The organism is Streptomyces sp. NPDC014733, assembly GCF_043083385.1.
Lineage (GTDB): Bacteria > Actinomycetota > Actinomycetes > Streptomycetales > Streptomycetaceae > Streptomyces.
Window position 1 is genome coordinate 188797 of record NZ_JBIBYO010000005.1, and the last position, 17403, is coordinate 206199.

Annotated in this window: 16 protein-coding genes; 7 read left to right on the forward strand and 9 right to left on the reverse strand. The window is 74.3% G+C overall.

The annotated features are described in order from the left end of the window. Positions 1-228: 228 nt before the first annotated feature. From ACF1BH_RS14640 to ACF1BH_RS14650, 3 genes are all read right to left on the reverse strand, one after another. Positions 229-1170, reverse strand: a complete 942-nt coding sequence (locus ACF1BH_RS14640) for a PhzF family phenazine biosynthesis protein (protein ID WP_391642819.1) — start codon at positions 1168-1170, stop codon at positions 229-231. A 160-nt stretch (positions 1171-1330) separates the two neighbouring features. Next, entirely contained in the window at positions 1331-2164 is an 834-nt protein-coding gene (locus ACF1BH_RS14645) for an SDR family oxidoreductase (protein WP_391642820.1), read from the reverse strand. Between the two features lie 307 nt (positions 2165-2471). Then, positions 2472-3371 (reverse strand): DUF4429 domain-containing protein, encoded by a 900-nt coding sequence (locus ACF1BH_RS14650; protein ID WP_391642821.1) that lies wholly within the window; start codon positions 3369-3371, stop codon positions 2472-2474. A 304-nt stretch (positions 3372-3675) separates the two neighbouring features. Here ACF1BH_RS14650 and ACF1BH_RS14655 point away from each other — a divergent pair, with 304 nt between their 5' ends. The 6 genes from ACF1BH_RS14655 (at position 3676) to ACF1BH_RS14680 (ending at position 10742) form a co-directional block, all read left to right on the forward strand. Beyond that, positions 3676-5328: an alkaline phosphatase D family protein gene (locus tag ACF1BH_RS14655; RefSeq protein ID WP_391642822.1), complete on the forward strand. Its 1653-nt coding sequence runs from the start codon at positions 3676-3678 to the stop codon at positions 5326-5328. A gap of 136 nt (positions 5329-5464) precedes the next feature. Further along, entirely contained in the window at positions 5465-6787 is a 1323-nt protein-coding gene (locus ACF1BH_RS14660) for a multidrug effflux MFS transporter (RefSeq protein WP_391643070.1), read from the forward strand. 35 nt (positions 6788-6822) lie between these two features. Then, the gene (locus ACF1BH_RS14665) at positions 6823-7956 is read left to right on the forward strand and encodes a serine hydrolase domain-containing protein (RefSeq protein WP_391642823.1); all 1134 of its coding nucleotides are present in this window, start codon (positions 6823-6825) and stop codon (positions 7954-7956) included. Between the two features lie 224 nt (positions 7957-8180). Continuing rightward, entirely contained in the window at positions 8181-9149 is a 969-nt protein-coding gene (locus tag ACF1BH_RS14670) for a small ribosomal subunit Rsm22 family protein (protein ID WP_391642824.1), read from the forward strand. A gap of 103 nt (positions 9150-9252) precedes the next feature. Further along, positions 9253-9849, forward strand: a complete 597-nt coding sequence (locus ACF1BH_RS14675) for a TetR/AcrR family transcriptional regulator (RefSeq protein ID WP_391642825.1) — start codon at positions 9253-9255, stop codon at positions 9847-9849. A gap of 149 nt (positions 9850-9998) precedes the next feature. Continuing rightward, positions 9999-10742 carry a bifunctional DNA primase/polymerase gene (locus ACF1BH_RS14680; protein WP_391642826.1) on the forward strand — a complete coding sequence of 248 codons (744 nt, stop codon included), beginning with the start codon at positions 9999-10001 and terminating at the stop codon, positions 10740-10742. A gap of 52 nt (positions 10743-10794) precedes the next feature. On the opposite strand, the gene ACF1BH_RS14685 is transcribed toward ACF1BH_RS14680, so the two are convergent. The 5 genes from ACF1BH_RS14685 to ACF1BH_RS14705 all read right to left on the reverse strand — a co-directional run bounded on the left by ACF1BH_RS14685 (position 10795) and on the right by ACF1BH_RS14705 (position 15884). Then, positions 10795-11703 carry a hypothetical protein gene (locus tag ACF1BH_RS14685; RefSeq protein ID WP_391642827.1) on the reverse strand — a complete coding sequence of 303 codons (909 nt, stop codon included), beginning with the start codon at positions 11701-11703 and terminating at the stop codon, positions 10795-10797. Then, positions 11654-12646, reverse strand: coding sequence for an iron uptake transporter permease EfeU (gene efeU, locus ACF1BH_RS14690; RefSeq protein WP_391642828.1), 993 nt, complete (start codon positions 12644-12646; stop codon positions 11654-11656). Before efeU ends, ACF1BH_RS14685 begins: the two co-directional genes overlap by 50 nt. 60 nt (positions 12647-12706) lie before the next feature. Next, positions 12707-14017 carry an iron uptake transporter deferrochelatase/peroxidase subunit gene (gene efeB / locus ACF1BH_RS14695; RefSeq protein WP_391642829.1) on the reverse strand — a complete coding sequence of 437 codons (1311 nt, stop codon included), beginning with the start codon at positions 14015-14017 and terminating at the stop codon, positions 12707-12709. Then, on the reverse strand, positions 14014-15162 hold the full coding sequence (efeO, locus tag ACF1BH_RS14700) for an iron uptake system protein EfeO (protein WP_391642830.1): 1149 nt from the start codon (positions 15160-15162) through the stop codon (positions 14014-14016). Before efeO ends, efeB begins: the two co-directional genes overlap by 4 nt. A 410-nt stretch (positions 15163-15572) precedes the next feature. Continuing rightward, the gene (locus ACF1BH_RS14705) at positions 15573-15884 is read right to left on the reverse strand and encodes a hypothetical protein (RefSeq protein WP_391642831.1); all 312 of its coding nucleotides are present in this window, start codon (positions 15882-15884) and stop codon (positions 15573-15575) included. A gap of 147 nt (positions 15885-16031) precedes the next feature. Here ACF1BH_RS14705 and ACF1BH_RS14710 point away from each other — a divergent pair, with 147 nt between their 5' ends. Then, complete coding sequence (locus tag ACF1BH_RS14710; RefSeq protein WP_391642832.1) at positions 16032-16691, forward strand: PhzF family phenazine biosynthesis protein; 660 nt, start codon at positions 16032-16034, stop codon at positions 16689-16691. A 31-nt stretch (positions 16692-16722) separates the two neighbouring features. Here the strand turns inward: ACF1BH_RS14710 and ACF1BH_RS14715 are convergent, their stop codons facing one another. Further along, positions 16723-17400 (reverse strand): heme oxygenase (biliverdin-producing), encoded by a 678-nt coding sequence (locus tag ACF1BH_RS14715; RefSeq protein WP_391642833.1) that lies wholly within the window; start codon positions 17398-17400, stop codon positions 16723-16725. Between the last annotated feature and the right edge of the window lie 3 nt (positions 17401-17403).

Below are 17403 nucleotides of genomic sequence, written 5' to 3' on the forward strand. Positions count from 1 at the left end.
GACGACTGCGCACGGGTGTGCCCTTCGACGGCTCCGGTGTCGCGAACAATGTCCAAGGCCGCCGTCAACGGCAGCCGCACCCCCGGGCGTACGCGGGGTGAACAGCGGTCGGCGGCGCGGGCAACACGATACGGAGCGACGGGCCCCCGCGACCATGGTCCGGACCACGCCGATTCCGTCCGGGTGCGCACACCCGCCGCGCCGAACTCCCTCACATGGCTGGGTCGTTCAGCTCTCGGGCAGAGCGGTGGCGGTGCCGCCGACGTGGGCGCGGGGGTCCCCGTCGCGCAACTCGACGGTGAGCAGCCCGGGGCGGCCCAGGTCGTGGCCCTGGTGGAGGGTGAGGGCGGTGGGGGCCGTGACGAGGCCGAGGGTGCGGGCGTAGGCGCCGAGGGCGGCGGCCGCGGCGCCGGTGGCCGGATCCTCGACGACACCACCGACCGGGAACGGATCACGGACGTGGAAGACCGACTCGCTCTCCCGCCAGGCGAGTTGGAGCGTGGTGAGATCGAGGCGCCGCATCAGCGCGGCCAGGCGCGGGAAGTCGTAGTCCAGGTCGGCGAGACGGGCGCGGGTGGCGGCGCCCAGCACCAGATGGCGGGCCCCGGCGTAGGCGATCCGGGGCGGCAGCGCCGGGTCGAGGTCGGCGGGGGGCCAGCCCAGCGCGGCCAGCGCCTCGGTGAGGTCGTCCGGGGTGACGTCGGTGACGTACGGCTCGACGCTGCTGAGGGTGGCGACGAGGCGGCCGCCTCTCTCGCGGACGGTGACCGGGACGGTGCCGGAGCGGGTGGCGAAGACCAGCTCGCCGGGGCCGATCCGCTCGGCGAGGGCGACGGCGGTGGCGATCGTGGCGTGACCGCAGAACGACACCTCGGCCAGCGGGCTGAAGTACCGGATGGTGAAGGCGCGTCCGGGGGCGCCCAGGCCCTCGGGCGGGGCGGTGAGGAACGCCGTCTCGGAGTAGCCGAGGCGCGCGGCGACGGCGAGCCGGGCGGCGTCGTCGAGGCCCGTCGCGTCCAGGACGACACCGGCCGGGTTGCCGCCCGCGGGGTCGTCCGAGAAGGCGGTGTAGCGCAGGATCTCGGGGTGCCCGGGGGAGCTGTCCGGGTGCGCCGCCGTCGTGACGCCCGTGGTTCCGCTGCCGGCCGTGGAGGTGTCGTCGCGTGTCATGGCCGCGAGAACCCGCTGCCGCGGTGAGCTATTCCCGGAGGTGCCCGCCCTTGGGCGCGGTGGTTCCGCGGACCGGGGCCGGCCGGGCGTTCCCGGGGCGCGGCCGCTTGCGCGGGGCCCGGGGCGCGCCGAGTGGCGTCCCCGGGCCCCGCCCGGTCGCTCAACCCCGGCCGATGTACGGCATGTTCGTCGCCATCACCGTCGCGAACTGCACATTGGCCTCCAGCGGCAGCGCCGCCATGTGCACCACCGTGCGGGCCACGTCCGCCGCGTCCATGACGGGCTCGGGGGCGGTGGCGCCGTTGGCCTGGAGGATGCCGGTCCGCATCCGGCCGGTCATCTCGGTGGCGGCGTTGCCGATGTCGATCTGCCCGCAGGCGATGCGGTACGGACGGCCGTCCAGGGAGAGGGACTTGGTCAGCCCGGTCATGGCGTGCTTGGTCGCGGTGTACGCGACGGAGTGCGGGCGCGGGGCGTGCGCGGAGACCGAGCCGTTGTTGATGATCCGGCCGCCCTGCGGGTCCTGGGCCTTCATCGCCCGGAACGCACCCTGGGCGCAGAGGAACGCGCCGGTGAGGTTGGTGTCGACGACTGTCCGCCAGTCGTCGGCGGACAGCTCGTCCAGGGGGACCGCCGGGCCGAACGTCCCGGCGTTGTTGAACAGCAGGTCGAGGCGGCCGAAGCGGGTGCGGACGGCGGCGAAGAGGGCGTCCACCTCGGCGGGCCGGGTGACGTCGGTGGGCAGGGCGAGGGGCGGCGGCCCCGGGGGCGCGGTCGCCGCCGTCTCCGCCAGGGCCTCGGCGCGCCGCCCGGCGAGCGCCACCCGCCAGCCCCCGGCGGTCAGGGCGTGCGCCACGGCCCGCCCGATACCGGAGCCCGCACCGGTGACCACCGCGACGGGCGGACCGCCCGCGGCCGCGCCGTCCGGCCCACCCGCTTCGTACGCCTCCGGCCCGGGACCGGCCGGTGTCTGCTGTGCCTGTACCTGTGCCATGGCGGCAGGGTAGGGCGCGGGGGCACCGAGTGGCGGGGCGTCTCAGGAGGTGATCGGGGCGAGGACGGCGCTTCCCGAGGGATCGGGGGGAAGCGCTCCCCGGTGGCGTCACCCGAGGGCCGCCTCCCCGGGCCTTCCGGGACGCGCCCGGCCCCTACGGGAAACCTCCGGGCCTTCCCGGGGACCACCCCCGGTCCCTCTCCTCACCGGCCGGGCAGGGGCAAGTCCGGGGGCCCACCCACCCCCTAGGGAACAACCCCGACCCCGCCCCCCGCGGCGCGTACCCCCGGCCACCCCGGCCCCGCCGTCACCCCGCCCCGTTGAACCGCTCCAGCACCGCCGCCTTCGCCGCGGTGAACTCGTCCTCGGAGAGGATCCCGTCGCGGCGCAGATCGCCCAGTTCGCGCAGGCGGCGCAGGAGGGTGTCGTGGTCGTCGGCGGGGGCCGCCGGGGCCGGTCCGGTGGGCCGGCCCGCGAGTTCGGTCGGGGCGGGGCGCCGGGCGGGCGCCTTGGGGTGCGGGAGGCGGGCGGTGACCGCCGCCGCCAGCAGCACGGTGCCGCTCTCCTTCTTGAAGCCCCACAGCTCGATGGCGTGCGGGTCGTGCTCCGGAGCGGAGGGCAGTTTCACGCCGTGCGGGCGGAAGCGCAGAAAGCCCGACTCCAGACCGGCCGGCGGCTGCCACTCCACCGCCGCCAGATCGCCGACCGCGAACTCCTGGGGGCCGGCGTGCTTCTTGTGCTCGGTGGTGTTCCACCGCCAGCTGACCGCCACCCGCTCGCCGTCGAACGTCGCGGTGCCGTCGACGCCCGCCCCCGACACCGGCACCGCCGGGCCGGGCAGCAGATAGTGGTCGCAGGGCCCCTCCGGGATCTCCTCCAGCAGCAGCGACCGCCGGACCTCGTCGACGAAGTACTCGGCGACACCGGCGCGGTCCGCCTCGACCGACAGGTGGTACGGGCTCGCCTCGTCCGGCAGGTGGCCGCCGGTGGCCTGGAGCAGCGGATCGGCGCCGTCGCGCAGCCGCAGCCGCAACCGGCCGCCCTTCCGGCCCGGTTCGTAGGAGATACTCGCCACCGCCGCCAGCGGAACGGTCTGCTCGCCCAGCTCCTGCCGCAGCCGGTGCACTCCGCGCTCGCTGCCCGGCACGATGCGGACGGCCTCACCGTCGAAGGCCCAGGTACCGTCCCGCGTCATCAGTTCTGCCATGCCCCGGAGCCTAATGAGCCGCCGGTGCGGTGGCCTCCGGGGAGACGCGTACGGTCCCGGAATCGCGCCCCCTGACCGCGCCGGGGGCGTACGGCACGGGAAACGCGCCCCGCGCCCGGGGCCGGTCCAGGGGGCGCCCGGCCCACCCCACGCGCCCTTTTCGGCACGCCCCGCTTTGCCCCGCCGCGTCCGTTGCGGGCCGAGTTCTCACCGAGCTGTCATGCATGCGTCGTACACGGGACAGCGGCCCGCCGTCCCCCGCCCCTGCAATCACAGGTGACAACCACCGTCAGGGGAGGGGCAGATGACCCAGCACGCAGCGCACGAGCAGGGAACGGCCGCACACGACCGGGAGCTGCGGAACGCCGCCGCGCACCTCGGACGCCGCCGCTTCCTCACCGTCACCGGCGCCGCGGCGGCGCTCGCCTTCGCCACCAACCTGCCGCGCCCCGGCGCCGCCCACGCCGCCGAGGCCGACCCGCAGCGGCTCACCGAGAACCCGTTCACCCTCGGCGTGGCCTCCGGCGACCCGCAGCCCGGCTCCGTCGTCCTGTGGACCCGCCTCGCCCCGCGCCCCTACGAGCCCGGCAACGGCATGCCCGCCGCCCGCGTCCCGGTCCGCTGGGAGGTCGCCTACGACGAGAAGTTCACCAAGCTCGCCGGCCGCGGCCGCGCCGACGCCCACCCGGAGTTCAACCACTCCGTCCACATCGAGCCCACCGGCCTCGCCCCGGACCGCGTCTACTACTACCGCTTCCGCGCCGGGACCTGGATCAGCCCTGTCGGCCGCACCCGCACCGCCCCCGCCCGCAGCGCCCGCACCACCGCACTGCGGCTCGGCGCCGTCTCCTGCCAGGCGTACCACGACGGCTACTTCACCGCCTACCGCCACCTCGCCGAGGAAGACCTCGACGTCGTCTTCCACCTCGGCGACTACCTCTACGAGTACGCCGTGGACGCCGCGGGCGGCGCCCGCCGCTACACCGACCGCACCCTGCCCGCCCACTTCCACCACGAGACGGTCACCCTGGAGGACTACCGGCTGCGCTACGCCCTCTACAAGTCCGACCCCGACCTCCAGGCCGCACACGCCGCGCACCCCTTCATCGTCACCTGGGACGACCACGAGGTGGAGAACAACTACGCCGCCGACATCAGCGAGGACGACGCCCCCCGCGCGCAGTTCCTGGCCCGCCGCGCCGCCGCCTACCGCGCCTACTGGGAGAACCAGCCGCTGCGCCGCCCCCAGCTCCCGCGCGGCGCCGACGCCCGGCTCTACCGCCGCATCCACTACGGGCAGCTCGCCCAGTTCGACATCCTCGACACCCGCCAGTACCGCTCCGACCAGGCGTACGGCGACGGCTGGCACGCCCCGGGCCCGGACTCCGCCGACCCGGCGCGCACCCTGACCGGCGCCGCCCAGGAACGCTGGCTGATCGACGGCTGGCGCGGCTCCACCGCCCGCTGGAACGTCCTGCCCCAGCAGGTCACCTTCTCCGAACGCCGCTCCACCCCCGGCGACACGTACAAGGTGAGCATGGACAGCTGGGACGGCTACCCCGCCTCCCGTGAGCGGCTGCTGGCCGGCGCCGAGGCGGCGGGCGCCGACAACCTCGTGGTCCTCACCGGCGACGTCCACGTCCACTACGCCTTCGACGTCAAGCGCGACTTCGCCCGCCCCGACTCGCGCACCATGGGCGTCGAGTTCGTCACCACGTCCGTCACCAGCGGCCGGGACGGCGCGGAGAAGCCCGCCAACTGGGAGACCTACCTGGCCGCCAACCCGCACATGAAGTTCTACGACGGCCGCCGCGGCTACGTGACCGTCACCCTGGACCACGACACCGCGCGCGCCGACTACCGCACGGTGTCCGCCGTCACCACCCCGGGCGCCCCGCTGCACACCGCCGCCTCCTTCGTCACCGAGGCCGGCAACCCCGGGCTGCACGCCGCCTGACCGGCCCCCGGGAGCGGGCGGGCGCCGGGCCCGTCCGCCCCGGGACGTAGGTCCGCAGACCTCGGGCGAAGCGGTCGGAAACGGGCCGGTGCATGACACGATGGTCCGCGGCCATCAACAAAAACTGGAGACGCTCATGACGGACGCCGCGCCCGGCACGGCAGAGAACAAGGATCTTCCTCCGATACCCGGGCGGGGCCCGGCGGCCCGGCCGTCCGCGTCCCGCCGCACCGGACTCCTCCTCACTCTCGTCCTCGGCGGCCTCACCGCCGTCCCGCCGCTCTCCATGGACATGTACCTCCCGGCCCTCCCGGAGGTCACCCAGGCACTGCACAGCCCTGCCGCCACCGTCCAGCTCACCCTGACCACCTGCCTCGCCGGGATGGCGCTGGGGCAGCTGGTCGTCGGCCCGATGAGCGACAAGTGGGGCCGCCGCCGCCCGCTCCTCACCGGCATGGTCATCTACGTCCTCGCCACCGCGCTCTGCGCCCTCGCCCCCGACGCCGAGATCCTCATCGCCTTCCGGCTGCTCCAGGGCCTGGCGGGCGCCGCCGGCATCGTCATCGCCCGCGCCGTCGTCCGCGACCTCTACGACGGCGTCGCGATGGCCCGGTTCTTCTCCACCCTCATGCTGATCTCCGGCGTCGCCCCCGTCGTCGCCCCGCTCATCGGCGGGCAGATCCTGCGGATCACCGACTGGCGCGGCGTGTTCGTCGTCCTCACCGCCGTCGGACTCGTCCTGACCACCGTCGTCTGGCGCACCCTGCACGAGACGCTGCCGCCCGAGCGGCGCCACGCCGGCGGCCTGGGGGAGACCCTGCGCACCATGCGCGACCTCCTCGCCGACCGGGCGTTCTCCGGCTACCTGCTGGTCGGCGCCTTCGGCTTCGCCGCCCTCTTCGCCTACATCTCCGCCTCGCCGTTCGTCGTCCAGGAGATCTACGGCGCCTCCCCGCAGACCTTCAGCCTGCTGTTCGGCGTCAACTCCGTCGGGCTGGTGCTGGTCGGCCAGATCAACGGCAAGATCCTCGTCGGCCGGGTGCCGCTCACCAAGGTGCTGGGCACCGGCCTCACCCTGATCGCGCTGGCCGCCACCGCACTGCTGCTGATGTCCTCCGGCGTCTTCGGCCCCGTCGGGCTGTGGCCCATCGCGTCCGGACTCTTCGTGCTGATGTCGTCGATGGGCCTGGTCATGCCCAGCACCAACACCCTGGCGCTGCTGCGCACCCCGCACGCCGCCGGCTCCGCCTCCGCGCTGCTGGGCACCTCGACGTTCCTGCTCGGCTCCGTCGCCTCCCCGCTGGTCGGCATCGCCGGTGAGCACACCGCCGTCCCGATGGCCGTTGTCCAGCTCGGATGCGCCGTTCTGGCGCTGGTGTCCTTCCTCGGCCTGTGCCGCCCGTGGCAGCGTGGGGAGGGCACACACGGAGGCACCGCCGACGGAAGGGCCACGCTCTGAACACACCGAAGCCACCGCACACCCCCGGTGCCCCGGTGCTCCGGCCGGGCACCCCGGCCGGAGCCGGGCTCGACCCCGGCTGGACCGCGCGGCTGACCGACGGCGTCCGGGCGCTGCCGCACGGCCGCACCCCGTGGTGTGCGGGCGCCGTCGTCCTCGCCGGACGCGGCCCGGTCGTCGCCGTCGAGGAGGCCACCGGGTGGGCGGTCCGCTACCGCGCCCACGACCCGGCGACCGACCGCGGCGTCCCGCTGCCCCGCGACGCCTGGGAGCCGATGCGTTCCACGACCGTCTTCGACCTGGCGTCGGTCAGCAAACTCTTCACCGCGCTCGTCGCCCTCCAGCACGTCGAACGCGGCGCCCTCACCCTCGACGAGGAGGTCCGCACCACCCTCCCCGCCTTCGCCCCCGGCATCACCGTCCGCCACCTCCTCACCCACACCTCGGGCCTCCGTCCCGAACTGCCGCTCTACGCACACCACGGCAGGGAACGGCAGCTGGCGCTGCTGTGGGAGCACGCCGCCGCACCCGACGACCGCCCCGGCAGCGGCCCCCGCTACTCCGACCTGAACCTCCTCACCCTCCAACTGCTGCTGGAGCGCCGCACCGGCCGGGGCCTGGCCACCCTCGTCCGCGACGGCCTCACCGCCCCGCTGGGCCTGCACTCCACGTCGTACGGGCCGCTGGCGCCGCAGGGCGTGGCGGCGACGGAGGACCAGCGGCGGCCGTGGGCGAAGGCGGACCGCGGCATGGTGCGCGGCGAGGTGCACGACGAGAACGCCTGGGCCCTGGGCGGCGTCGCCGGACACGCGGGCCTCTTCGCCACCGCCCAGGACCTCGCGGTCCTCTGCCGGACGCTGCTCAACGGCGGGGCGTACGGCGCGGTGCGGGTGCTGCGGCCGGAGACCGTCGCCGCTCTCCTCGACCCGCCGGGCCTCGGCTTCGCCGTCGACCAGCCGTACTTCATGGGCGAACTGGCGGGCCGCGGCGCCGCCGGCCACTGCGGTTTCACCGGCACCAGCCTCGTCCTGGACCGCGCCACGGACACCTTCCTCGTCCTGCTGGCCACCACCGTCCACCCCCGCCGCCGCACCGCGGGGAGCGCACCGCGCGCGGCGGTCGCCACCTGCCTGGCGCGGGCGGTGGCGACGTGGGAGGGGACGGGGTGAGGGGCGGGGCGCGGGGGGCGTTCGTTGTCGGGGTTGTTCCCTAGGGGGTGGGTGGGCCCCCGGACTTGGCCCTACCCGGCAGGGGCGCGGGGGACCGTGTGCGGTCCCCGGGAATGCCCGGGGGTTTCCCGTAGGGGGCAGGCGCGTCCCGGGCGTCCTTCCCGTCCGCTGCCGTCTCCCCGCGCCGGTCCAGGGGGGCCGCCCCGCCCCGTAAACTTGGCCGAATGCACGACGAACTGCGCGCCGCCCTGGCCGGCCTGCTCGACGGCCTGCCGCCCACGCAGGCCGCGCGGGCCGTCGACCGGCTGATCAGCCACTACCGCGGCACCACCCCGACCGACGCCCCGGTGCTCCGCGACCGCGCCGACGTCGCCGCCTACGCCGCGTACCGTATGCCCGCCACCTTCGAGGCCGTCCGCTCCGCGCTGGCCGCGTTCGCCGCCCGGGCGCCGCAGTTCGCGCCGCGCACCCACCTCGACATCGGCGGCGGTACCGGCGCCGCCACCTGGGCCGCCGCCGCGACCTGGGACGGTCACCGCTCCACCGTCGTCGACTGGGCGCAGCCCGCCCTGGATCTGGGCCGGGAGCTGGCCGGGGCCACGCTGCCCGGCACCGAGTGGCGGCGCGGCGTCATCGGCGACGGCCTCGCCGTCCCGGAGGGCACCGACCTGGTGACCGTCTCGTACGTGCTGGGGGAGCTGCGGCCCGAGGCCCGCCGCGCGGTGGTCGACGCCGCGGCCGCCGCCACCGCCGTCGTGCTGATCGAACCGGGCACCCCGGACGGCTACCTCCGCATCCGCGAGGCCCGCGAGCAGCTGACCGCCGCCGGGCTGCGGATCGTCGCGCCCTGTCCGCACGGCTCCGCCTGCCCGATCGTGCCCGGTGAGGACTGGTGCCACTTCTCCGCCCGGGTCAGCCGCTCCTCCCTGCACCGCCAGGTCAAGGGCGGCTCGCTGGCGTACGAGGACGAGAAGTTCGCCTATGTCGCGGCGGTCCGGCCCGGCCCGGCGCCCGGCGGCCCCGCCGCGCCCGCGGAGGCCCGTATCGTCCGCAAGCCGCAGCTCCGCAAGGGCCAGGTGCTGCTGGACCTGTGCACCGCCGAGGAGGGGCTGCGCCGTACGACGGTGACCAAGCGCCACGGCACGCGGTACCGCGCGGCCCGGGACGCCGCCTGGGGCGACACCTGGGAGTGACCCGCCGGGCGCCGGGCCACGGGGCCCCTGAGGGTGGTGGCGGGCCCGGATTTCTGCGAGACGACCCGTCTCGCCCAGGGGCTCCGCTCGGTACGATCGCGCCATGCCCACCACCCCCTCGCCCAACGCCGCGCGCCGCAGCGAGCGCTCCCGCCGCGCGATCTTCGACGCCGCCCTCGCCCTGGTCGGTGAGGTCGGCTATCCGCGCCTGACCATCGAGGGCATCGCCGCCCGCGCCGGCGTCGGCAAGCAGACGATCTACCGCTGGTGGCCCTCCAAGGCCGCGGTCCTGCTCGACGCGTTCACCGAGGGCGTCGCGAGCTACGGCGAGGGCCTGCCCGACACCGGCGACCTGGCGGCCGACCTGAAGTCCGTGCTGCGGGCCACCTGCGACGAGTTCAACGACCCGGCCTTCCAGGCGCCCTACCGCGCGCTCGCCGCCGCGGGCGCCGCCGACGAGGAGCTGTCCCGCGACTTCGTCGCCCGTCTGATGGAGCCCGGAACCGCCGTCTACGCGGCCCGGCTGCGCGCCGCCCAGGAGGCCGGGGAGATCGACCCGGAGGCCGACCCCCGCATCCTCGCCGAGATGCTGCTGAGTCCCTTCTCACAGCGCTGGCTGATGCGCACCGGCGAACTCACCCACGCCTACACCGACACCCTCGTCGACCTGGTACTCCGCGCGGTGCGCACCCGCGACTGAGCCGTGCGCCCGGCGTGCGCTCCCTCGTACGGGACGGCAAATGCCCGCTTCGTCCGTCCCGTACGGGCCCCGGATCCTCACACGGGTCACCCGAAGCGCCAGATGGTGGCAGCATTGTTCCCAGACCACCGCTCGAATTGAGGGGATAGATGGAACGCAAGAGCAGGTTCTCCCAGTGGCTGCGCCGGCCGAAGAGCGGATCGGACGGCGATGAGACGGACACGGGATCGGCGGCCGCACGCGGCCGCGAGGACCTGCTGCTGGCGGCGGCCGACGCGGGCTTCCCCATCGCCCCCGCCGCCCACCCCTCCGGCTACGGTTGCTCCTGCGAACGCATCGGCTGTCCCACCCCCGGCCGCCACCCCGTCTCCTTCGGCTGGCAGACCGTCGCCACCACCGACCGCGACAAGGTCGCCGCCTGGGTCCGCACCCTCCCGCAGGCCAACTTCATCACCGCCACCGGCATCGCCCACGACGTCCTCGACGTCCCCGCCGACGCCGGCCGGACCGCTCTGGAGCGCCTGGAGGCCGCCTCCGTCGAGCTGGGCCCGGTCTCGCTCAGCGGCGCCGGGATCGGCGACGGCCGGATGCTCTTCTACACCGCCACCCGCGGCACCCCGGACGACGAGGACGAATGGTGGCCCTGCGAGCTGGACTGCCACCCCGAGACCCTGGACGAACACCCCGGCCTGCGCTGGCACTGCCGCGGCAGCTACGTCCTGCTGCCGCCGTCCCGCCTCCCCGGTGACCGCCCCGCTGTCTCCTGGCTGCGCGGCCCCGAGCGCCCGCTGCCCGACCCGCTGACGCTGCTGGAAACCCTCACCGACGCCTGCGCCGAGTTCATCGGCCGCACCCCGGACCACGAGACCACCGCCTGGCCCATCGGCCGCTGACCGGGGCCCGGCGGGGCACCGCCGGGGCGCCCCGGCGGACCTCCGGCACCGCCTACGGCACCTTCGCCGAGGTCCGCGACTCGATGTGGTTCAGCACCGCGACCTTGCCGCCCGCGCCCTTCGCCGGAACCTTCACGGCCTGCGCCGACAGATTGGTCAGCGTGATCTTCGGGGCCTCTTCCACCGGCTTGTCCATGACGCCCTGCACCTGCGGCGTCACATGCATCATCGAGCCCTCGGACACCGTCTTCTGCTGGTGGTAGTAGCTCGCGAAGAACACCAGCGCACCGCCGTCCGCGGTCCGCAGCGCCACCGGAGCGAACCGCGCCGGCTGGTCCACCCACTGGATCTGCGCCCCGGGCATGCGCGACTTCGCCGCCCGGTCCCGGCGCCAGGCGTCGGTCCGCGGCCCCGGCGCGAAAAGATCGCCCTTGCCGGTCCGCAGATAGTCCGTGTACGCCTTGCTCAGCTCCGCCGGGTCGACGGTCAGGCCGCTCCCGTCGCCGGGCACCGGCTCCGCGAACCCGTCCGCGTCCGTCCGGAACTGCGGCACCTGGCCGGCGGCGAGCGACGCCAGATACACCGCCCGCCACGGGGCGTCGGCGGCGGAGCGGCTGAACACCAGGAACCAGCGGGCGTCCCGCCCGCTGCGGTCCTGCCGGTTGGTGACCGCGTCGGCCAGGAAGAAACGCGGCCAGCCCGCCTGCTTCGGGACCGTGAAATGCGGGTCGCGGAAGCTCAGCGGGCTGGCGTTGGGGTTGCCCTGCGGATGCGCGGCCCGGGAGGCTTTGAGGCCCGCCCGGTCGATCATGAGCAGCGCATCCGACTCGTACGAGGAGGTGACGGCCGGGTCCAGCGTGCGGTTCGCCTTGTTGAAGCCGTCGGTGAACTGCTTGAGCGCCTCGGCGGCGTCAGCCTTCGTCACCGCCGGGACGATCTCCCGCTCGCCGTGCACCGTCACGCACCCGGTCAGCATCGTCAGCGCCGCCGCTGCCGACGTCAGTGCGAGCGCCACCCGGAACGGCGACCTGCGTGTCATGGGACTCGGGCTCCTTCGGGGCGACCGGGGCGGACGCGGGCGCCGCCGGGGTGGCAGGATTCGGCGCCACCCTACCGGGGGAGAGGAACACCGCGAGCGTGGGGACCAGATACGCCGCCCACACCACGACCTGAAGCACCGTCGGATCCGGCTGGAAGTTGAAGATGCCCTTCAGCAGCGTGCCGTACCAACTGTCCGCCGGGATCTGCTCGCTGATGTCGAACGCCAGGGTCGACAGCCCCGGCAGCCAGCCCGCCTCCTGCAGGTCGTGGAAGCCGTACGCGAGGACACCCGCCGCGACGATCACCAGCATCCCGCCGGTCCAGGTGAAGAACTTCGCGAGGTTGATACGGACCGCGCCGCGGTAGAACAGCCACCCCAGCACCACCGACGTGGCCAGCCCCAACAGCGCGCCGACCAGCGGCCGTACGCCGTCCTGCGCCGACTGCGCCGCCGTCCACACGAACAGCGCGGTCTCCAGACCCTCGCGCCCCACCGACAGGAACGCGGTCACCACCAGCGCCGTGGTGCCCATCGCCAGCGCGGCGTCCAGCTTGCCGTGCAGCTCCTTCTTCAGATGCCGCGCGGTGCGCCGCATCCAGAACACCATCCACGTCACCAGGCAGACCGCGATGACCGACAGCGAGCCGCCCAGCGCCTCCTGCGCCTGGAACGTCAGCGTCTGCGAACCGAACTGGAGCGCCGCACCGAACCCGAACGACAGCAGCACGGCGAGCGCGATGCCGGTCCACACCGGACGCAGCGCCTCCCGCCGCCCCGTCTTGACCAGATAGGCGATGAGGATGCAGACGACGAGGCTGGCCTCAAGACCCTCGCGCAGACCGATCAGATAGTTGCCGAACACGTCGGTCCCTTCTCTTCCTTCATGGCGTTCGTGGCGTACGGCGGTGGTGGTGCGGGCGGTTCAGGCGGATGTGAACAGCGCCCGGCCCCACCAGTCGGCGGCGTCCCGGACGCCCGGCGGCACCGCGAACACCGCGGAACCGACGTGCTGGATGTACTCGTTGAGCGCGTCGTGCCGCGCCAGCTTCCGCTGCAACGGCACGAACCCGTGCCGCACATCGCGCTGGTAGGCGAGGAAGAACAGCCCCGCGTCCAGCCGCCCCAGCCCGTCGGTGCCGTCGGTGAAGGAGTAGCCGCGGCGCAGGATGCGGATGCCGCCGTTGCTGTCGGGGTGGGCGAGGCGGACGTGCGCGGTCGGCAGCATCGACGGCAGATGCGCCGCGTCCCGCTCGTGGGTGCGGCCCGCCGGGGCGCCCTCGGCCTTGTCCCGGCCGAAGACGTCCTCCTGCTCCTTGAGCGAGGTGCGGTCCCAGGTCTCGATGTGCATCCGGATGCGCCGCGCGACGAGGTACGAACCGCCGGCCATCCACGCCGCGTCGCCCTTCGCCTCCGACGAGGGCACCCACACGTGCTTGTCCAGCGACTTCGGGTCGTCGCCCGCGACGTTCTCGGTGCCGTCCTTGAAGCCGAACATGTTCCGCGGCGTCTGCGCGCCCGGCGTCGTCGACGAGGTCTTGCCGAAGCCCAGCTGCGACCAGCGGATGGCGACCTTGCCGAAGCCGATCCGGGCGAGGTTGCGGATGGCGTGCACCGCGACCTGCGGATCGTCGGCGCACGCCTGGACGCACAGATCGCCGCCGCTGCGCGCCTTGTCGAGGTTGTCGCCGGGGAACTGCGGCAGATCGATCAGCGCGTCCGGCCGCCGGTCCTTGATCCCGAAACGGTCCTTGCCGTCCTTGGCGAAGAGCGTGGGCCCGACGCCGAACGTCAGCGTCAGCCGGGACGGCGGCAGCCCGAGCGCCTCGCCGGTGTCGTCCGGCGGCGCCTCGGCGAGCCCGCCGACCGCACCGTCACCGACCGCGTCGCCCGCCGTCATCGCGGCAGCCGCCTTCGTCCACTCCTTGAGCAGCGAGATCAGCGCCTCGCGGTCGTCGGTGGTGACGTCGAACGCCGCGAAGTGCAGCCGGTCCTGGACGGCGGTGGCGATGCCCGCCTGGTGCGCGCCGTGGAACGGCACGGCGGCCCCCGCGGCGGCGTCCGCGTCCGCCGGGTCGGCGCCGCCGGAGCGCATCGCGGTGGCGGTGCCGCCCGCCGCGACGGCGCCGAGCGCCAGCCCCGCACCGCCCCAGCCCAGCAGCTTCCGCCGCGACGGCGCGGTCTTCTCCACGGCGGGCGTCTCCTGCGCGGGCGTGTCGTTCTCCGGCTCGCTCACTTGGTCACCGCCACGGCGGCGGCCAGCTTCGACAGCGGCTCGGCCAGCGCGTTCACGCTGTCCGACAGCTTCTTGCGGGCGTCCTTGCCGACCGTGTCGTACGGGACGAAGCCGTCGGCGGAGCCCTTGTCGCGGTGGTCGTCGAGCTGGGTGTGGATGGCCGTGAACTGCCGGTCGAGCTCCTTCGCCAGCTCCGGGTCGTTCTTCGACACCACCGGCTTCAGCAGCTCGTACGCCTTCTGGGCGCCCTCGACGTTGCCCTGGAAGTCGACCAGGTCGGTGTGGCTGTAGCGCTCCTCCTCACCGGTGACCTTGCCGGTGGCGACCTCGTCGAGGAGTTCCTTGGCGCCGTTGGCCATGCTGGTCGGCGTGATGTCGGCGGTGCCGACGCGCTTCTGCCAGTCCTTGAGGTCGGTCATCAGCTGCGCGGCGAGCTTCTTGTCGTCCGCGGTGATCTTCTTGTCCTGCCAGAGGGACTTCTCCAGCCGGTGCCAGCCGGTCCACTTCTGACCGTCCTCCAGCCCGTCCTCGCGCACATCGACCTTGGGGTCGATGTCCCCGAACGACTCGGCGACCGGCTCCGTCCGCTCCCAGCCGACGCGGGAGAGGGCGTAGGTCTTCTTCGCCTCCTCGACGTCCCCGGCGCGCACCGCGTCGGCGAACTTCTGCGCGGCGGGCAGCGTCCGGTCCGCCTCCTGCTGGACGTAGGTGCGGTACGCGGCGACCGCGGAGTCGAGGCGCGGGTCGCGCTTGACGCCGGCGCCCTTGCCGTCGGCCGTCACCTTCTTGCGGATGCCGCTGCCCTTCATCCCGGGCTTGCAGGCCACCTCGTAGTGGCCCGGCTTGATCTCGGCGGTGATCTCCGCGCTGGTGCCGGGGCCGATGTTCTCCCGCTCGGTGACGATGCGGTCGCCGGGCGCGTAGACGTAGACCTCGGTGACCTTGGAGCCCTTGTTCTGCACGGCGAAGCGGACGTGTCCGGCGGGGAACGTGTCGGCCGACAGTTCACAGGCGCTGTCGCTCGCCGTCACCTCGATCACCCCCTTGCCGCCCTTGCCGTCGCTCTTGGCCGCGCAGCCGGAGACGACGGTCAGGGCCGCGGCCACGGCGACGGCGGCGACGACGGGTGAGCGGAGGGCTCGCATGCGGGCTCCAGTGGAGGCGAGGAACGGTAAGGGGCGCTAAGGCAGACCTAAGTTATCTGAGGCTTACCTGAAAGAAGCCCCCGTACGCCCGTGATCCGGCTCTCATGGGACACGGCTCGATGACGGAATGGCCGGAATTACGTCATGGAAAAGTCATCAAAATGCCAAGTAAGGGGCGTGAGGGTGGGGTGTCCATGACGCCCCGCCGCCCGGCCGGGCGGCTCCGGCCCGCACCTTTCGGCCACCGCGCATCCGTGGGTCCTGTACGCGGCGGAGCCGGGCGGTCACCCGTCGTCGGGGTGACCGCCCGGCTCTCCTGCCGTGTCGAGGCGCGCCGCCCGCCCTCGCGGCCGCGGTTCCGCGCGGGCCGGGCGGCGCCGTCGGGGCCGGGGCGCCCGGCCCGGTGTCCGTTACAGCGGGCGCGCCCACAGGTCGTACATGAGGCCGGAGCCGTCGCAGAACGGGTCCGCCCACTTGCCGCTGGACACCAGGTCCGTCCCGGCCTCCTGGCAGCCGCTGAGCGTCCAGAACTTCTTGCCCGTCCAGACGGTTCCGGGCGGGCCGTCCATCGGCTTGTACTGCGGGGCGGCGTGGGCGGCCGGGGCGGCGGCCTTCGCCTCGGTGACGGTCGCGGCGCCGGCGGCGGTCTGCGTCGCCCCCAGAGCGGCCGCCGTCAGTGCGGCGGTCGTGAGTACGCCGCCGAGGATTCGCCTGTTACGCATCGTGTGCATCCTTTCCCCGTGGTGCGGGGCCCCGTTGTGACCCCGTCCCCCTGTACACGGATGCGGCCGCCGTCCCGTATGACACCGCCCCATGTGACCTGTGCCACACTGCCGTCGGGGGTGCCTCCCGGTCCCGAGAATGGCCCGATGACCGACATCGAAGTGCTCCGGGTGTTCTGCGGCGACGACGGCGCGGGCGGCAATCCGCTGGGCGTCCTCCGCGACGGCGCCGCCCTGCCGGACCGCGCCGCACGCGCCGCCCTCGCCGCCGAACTGGGCTACAGCGAAACGGTGTTCCTCGACGACCCGGACCGCGCCACCGTCGACATCCACACCCCCTCCGTCCGCCTCCCGTTCGCCGGTCACCCCCTCGTCGGCCTCGCCTGGCTGCTGCGCGATCTCGGCCGCCCGCCCGCCGTCCTGCGCCCGCCGGCCGGGGAGGTGACCGTCACCCACGAGGGCGAGACGGTCTGGGTGCGCGGCCGCGCCGCCTGGGTCACCGAACGCCGCTGCGTGCGGTACGGCTCGCCCGCCGAGGTCGACGCGCTGCCCGCACCGCCGCCCGGCGAGGGCTGGCTCTACGCCTGGGCCTGGCAGGACGAGACCGCCGGGACCGTGCGCGCCCGCGGCTTCCCCCGCCGCGGCGACGGCATCACCGAGGACGAGGCGACCGGCGCCGCCGCCCTCCTCCTCACCGACCGGCTCGGCCGCCCCCTGGAGATCCACCAGGGCACGGCCTCCCGCATCCTGACCCGGCCCGGACCGGACGGCACCGTCGAGATCGGCGGCCGGGTGCGCCGCGCCTGACGGCGCCGGGGCGGGCCTGCCGCGCCCTGCCCTACGCGCTCAACGGGAACCGCGCGCTCAGCGCCCGGAACACCGCGTCGTTCAGCGCGAAGGCCCGCTTGCACTCGTCGATGATCCGCTGCTTCTCCAGATCGTCCACCGGGAGGGCGTCCAGCAGCCCGCGGTACTCCCGCTTGAAGGCGGCGGGGTTGGCGATCCCCTCGAAGACGTAGAAGCGCACCCCGTCGCCTCGGGGCGCGAACCCCCACTCCTTCTCGGCGGTGGCGCGCAGCACCTGGCCGCCCGAGAGGTCGCCGAGGTAGCGGGTGTAGTGGTGCGCGACGTAGCCGCCGGGCCAGTGGCGCGCGCAGTGCCGGATGCGGTCGGTGTACGCCGCCGTCTCCGGCAGCGGCGCCACCCGCGTACGCCAGGCCGGGCCGTGGAAATGGGCGAGATCGCGCGCCAGCTCCGGCGCGCGGGTCAGCTCGGGGCGGACGAACGGACCGGCGACCGGGTCCCGCGCCAGCCGCTCCGCCTCCTCCTCCAGGGCGTCGTAGACCCACCACAGCTGCTCGGTGTAGCAGCGGAAGGCGGTCACGCCGTGCCGGGCGCCGATGAGGTCGGCCAGGAACGAGTCGCCCGACGTGGCGTCGTGCTGCGGCCGCGAGGCGGTGCGCAGCTGGGCCGAGAAGGGGGCGGGCGCGGGCGAGGCCGTGCTGTGCGTGTCCATAGC